The following is a 3804-nucleotide window of genomic DNA, read 5'->3' on the forward strand; positions in this document are numbered from 1 at the left end:
CCCGTGCCGCCGGCCGCGCGCCAGGCCGCCGCCGCGCGGCCGGCCGCGGCCGGATCGACGTCGCAGCCCGTCACCTCGAAGCCGGAGGCGGCGGCTTCAAGGGCCAGTGGCAGGCCGACATGGCCAAGGCCCAGCACGACCAGCCGGTCGCGCCGGGCCTCGCGATCCGGGACCTCCACGCCAAGCGGAGCGGAATCGGGCATGCCGTATAGTTGCTTTATCGGAATATTTCTTCAACCGGGACGTGCCCGTCTTGCGGCCCCTGGCGCGGCGGCGCCGGTTGCGCCAGACAGGATGTGGCGCAGACAGGGGAGTCGAGGGTCGATGTCCGGCACGGAGACTGCGGGCCTTCACGTGGCGGACCATCCGCTGGTGCAGCACAAGCTCGGCCTGATGCGGGAGGCAGACTGCCCCTCCTCCGACTTCCGCCGCCTGCTGGGCGAGATCGCCATGCTGCTGTGCTACGAGGTGACACGCGACCTGCCGATCGAGCAGGTGCCGATCTCCACGCCGCTCGAACCCATGATGGCGCCGCGGATCGCGGGGCGGAAACTGGTGCTAGCGCCCGTGCTGCGGGCCGGGCTCGGCATGCTGGACGGGATGCTCGCGCTGCTGCCGGCCGCGCGCGTCGCGCATGTGGGGATCTACCGCAACCCGGCGACGCTGGAGGCCGTGGAGTACTACTTCAAGGCGCCGCCCGACGTGGCGGAGCGGCTCGTGCTGGTGCTCGACCCGATGCTCGCCACCGCCAATTCCGCGGTCGCGGCGATCGACCGCTTCAAGGCGCGCGGCTGCACGAACATCCGCTTCGTCTGCCTGCTCGCGGCACCCGAAGGCATTGCGCGGCTGCGCGCGGCGCATCCGGACGTGCCGATCTGGACGGCGGCGATCGACCGGGCGCTCGATGACCACGGCTATATCCGCCCGGGCCTCGGCGATGCGGGGGACCGGATCTTCGGGACGGTGTAGCGCGGCCAGCCGGGGCGCGCCGCATACGCCGACGCGGGCCGGCCCGCGCCGCGCAGATCATCAGGCGCGCACCGGGTTCAGCCGCCAGAGCGTGAAGTTCAGCACGCCCGCGAAGGTCACCCAGGCGAGATAGGGCAGCAGCATCAGCGCCGCCGTGCGGTGCACGGTCCAGAAGGCGATGATGGTCGCGAGGATCGCGATCCAGAAGACGATGAGTTCGAAGAAGGCGAGGTCCGGCCGCCGCATCCCGAAGAAGATCGCCGACCAGGCCGCGTTCAGCACGAGTTGCACGCCGTAGATCGCGAGCGGCACGGCCGCCCCGGCGAAGCCGGCCTTGCGCCAGACCAGCCAGCCCGAGATCGCGATCAGCGTATACAGGATCGCCCAGGCCGGCCCGAAGGCCCAGTCCGGCGGGTTCCAGGACGGCTTCGCAAGCCCCCTGTACCACTCCCCCGGCGTGAACAGCGCGCCCGAGAGCGCGGCCGCGAGGTTCGCGCCGAAGAAGCCGAGAAGCCCAAGCAGGGAGGACCATTCCATGCCGGGGATATGGCGGTCGTGGCCCCGCTTGTCGACCGCGCATTGCCGCGCCGCGATAGACGGGCGCGGCGCGCGGCCGGCTCAGCCCGCGCCGCGGCTGCCCGGCAGGCTCGCCAGCGCGGCGCGGAAGGCCTCCAGCGTGCGGTCGATGTCGGCCGCGGCATGGGCGGTCGAGATGTAGAACTTGCTGTCGCCCTTGAGGATGCCGCTCGCGCGCAGCACGCCATTCACATGCTTCTGCATCGCGGTGTCCTGGCGCAGCGTGGCGCGGTAGTCGCGCACCTCGCCGGACGTATAGACCACGTCGAACAGCACGGGCTCGCCCACCGTCTGGGCGGGAATGCCGGCCTCGGCGATCAGCGCCGCCATGCCCTCCATCAGCCGCCGGCCCATGGCGAAGACGGCGTCATAGACCCCGGGCGCGCGCAGCAACTCGAGCGTCGCGAGCCCCGCGGCGGACGCGACGGGGTTGCCCGACAACGTGCCGATCTGCGTCAGGAACCCGGCCTCCCCCACCGCCGCCCGGTCGAAATGGCGCATGATGTCGGCGCGCCCGGCAACCACGGCCAAGGGGAACCCGCCGCCCACGATCTTGCCGAGCGTGCAGATGTCCGGCGTCACGCCGTAATAGGCCTGCGCGCCGCCATAGGCGAAGCGGAAGCCGGTCACGACCTCGTCGAAGATCAGCGGGATGCCGAGCCGCGCCGTCACCTCCCGCACCGCCTCCAGGAAGCCGGGCACGGGCGGGATCAGGCGCTGGAAGGGTTCGAGGATGACGCCGCCGATCTCCTCCGCCCGCGCCTCGATCAGCCGGACCGCGGCCTCGGCGTCGTTGAAGGGGGCGATCAGCATTTCGGCGCGCACGGCCTCGGGGATGCCGGGGCTGTCGGGCACGGCCTGGGGGAAGTTCGCCAGGTGCTTCGGCGCGAGGGACATCAGCCCCCAGTCACTCATGCCGTGGTAGCCGCCCTCGAACTTCACGATCTTCGGGCGGCCGCGGAAGGCGCGGGCGAGGCGCATGGCATAGAGGTCGGCCTCGGAGCCCGAGGAGACGAAGCGGACCTGCTCCGCGCAGGGCACCGCGTCGACGATCGCCTGGGCGAGGCGGATGCCATGCGGGTTGTTGGCGAAGAAGGTCGTCCCCTTCGGCACCTGGGCGAGCACCGCCTCGGTCACCGCCGGATGGGCATGGCCCACGAACATCGGGCCCGACCCCAGCAGGTAGTCGATGTATTCGCGCCCCGAGATGTCCCATACATGCGCGCCGCGCCCCTCGGCGATGATCACCTCGGCGGCGAAGTTGCCAAAGGTGCCGCCGGGCAGCGCGCGGCGGGCCGCTTCCATGAGCTCCGCCACCCCGTCCTTCGCCATGCCGTCCGCCATGAGAGCCTCCTGCGCCGTCCTTCCTGAAGGCTAGGACGATCCGTGGCCCGGGCCTAGCGCTGCGCCGGCGCTTCCTCCGGCCCCTGCTGGCCGAGGCCGAAGATGCCGCGCAGGAAGCCAGGCGTCAGCGCGGCAAGCGGGTTGACCGTGACCGCCGGATCGTTGAGCGGCCCGCGCATCCGGTAGGTCGCAGCGAACAGACCGCCGCCCTGTTCCGGGCTGAACAGCCGCCCGACCAGCGGGATGCGCCCGAGCAGCGAGTTGAAGACGTAGGCCGGCACGATGGTGCCTTCCATGTCGATCGTGTCCCGCACGCGGTCGATGCGCCCGCGCGCCGTCAGGCCGAGGGAGACGGAGAAGGCGCGCGCATCGTTCAGCACCAGCGCCTCCCGCGTCAGGACGAAGGGCGCGGTCAGGCTGGCGAAGGAAAGGTTCTGGCCGGCCAGCGCCTCGAACACGCCATAGACCGTCATGGCCTGCAGCAGCTTGGCCAGAGCCGGCGCCTCCCGCACGCCGAATTCCTCAAGCTCCGCGCTGCCGGCCAGCGGCGCGCCGGGCCGGCGATGGGCATAGGCGGCATCGACGGACAACCGCCCGCCCTCGATCGTGCGCAGCACGCCGAAGGCGCGCAGCAGCGCGCCGCCATCGTCGCTCGTCAGGCGCAGCCGGCGCCGCTCGCCTTCCGGCGCGATGGTCAGGCGCATCGCCCCCCGCGCGCCGACGCGCGCCGTGACCTCGGCCGACTGCACCGCGCCCTGGCCATCGACCCCGGCCTGCGCGTCGAGCGCCGTGATCTCGCGATCCGCCGGCAGAAGCGCCCGGTCGAAGCGGGCGGTCAGCGCAACCGGCGGGCCGGCCTCCTCGGTCCGCGCGGCCGGCGCGCCGGGCGGCGCCGACAGCGCGGGGGCCAGGTCC

Annotated in this window: 3 protein-coding genes and 2 pseudogenes; 1 reads left to right on the forward strand and 4 read right to left on the reverse strand. The window is 72.3% G+C overall.

The window, feature by feature from the left end:
* Window positions 1–203, reverse strand: a pseudogene (locus HW577_RS22255) (hypothetical protein); the annotation flags it as partial.
* Window positions 204–324: 121 nt separating this feature from the next.
* Between HW577_RS22255 and upp the strand changes: the two are divergent.
* Entirely contained in the window at window positions 325–969 is a 645-nt protein-coding gene (upp, locus tag HW577_RS22260; RefSeq protein WP_198378303.1) for a uracil phosphoribosyltransferase, read from the forward strand.
* Between the two features lie 60 nt (window positions 970–1029).
* Here upp and HW577_RS22265 read toward each other — a convergent pair whose 3' ends face one another.
* The 3 genes and pseudogenes from HW577_RS22265 to HW577_RS22275 form a co-directional block, all read right to left on the reverse strand.
* The gene (locus HW577_RS22265; protein WP_198378304.1) at window positions 1030–1506 is read right to left on the reverse strand and encodes a TspO/MBR family protein; all 477 of its coding nucleotides are present in this window, start codon (window positions 1504–1506) and stop codon (window positions 1030–1032) included.
* An 81-nt stretch (window positions 1507–1587) separates the two neighbouring features.
* Complete coding sequence (locus HW577_RS22270) at window positions 1588–2889, reverse strand: aspartate aminotransferase family protein (protein WP_198378305.1); 1302 nt, start codon at window positions 2887–2889, stop codon at window positions 1588–1590.
* Between the two features lie 53 nt (window positions 2890–2942).
* A pseudogene (locus HW577_RS22275) lies at window positions 2943–3804 on the reverse strand (AsmA-like C-terminal region-containing protein); the annotation flags it as partial.

Source organism: Neoroseomonas rubea (assembly GCF_016106015.1).
Lineage (GTDB): Bacteria > Pseudomonadota > Alphaproteobacteria > Acetobacterales > Acetobacteraceae > Neoroseomonas > Neoroseomonas rubea.

Bases quoted from the DNA above. Each gene is read 5' to 3' on its own strand.
- upp (WP_198378303.1), top strand. From the start codon at position 325: ATGTCCGGCACGGAGACTGCGGGCCTTCACGTGGCGGACCATCCGCTG.
- HW577_RS22265 (WP_198378304.1), bottom strand. From the start codon at position 1,506: ATGGAATGGTCCTCCCTGCTTGGGCTTCTCGGCTTCTTCGGCGCGAAC.
- HW577_RS22270 (WP_198378305.1), bottom strand. From the start codon at position 2,889: ATGGCGGACGGCATGGCGAAGGACGGGGTGGCGGAGCTCATGGAAGCG.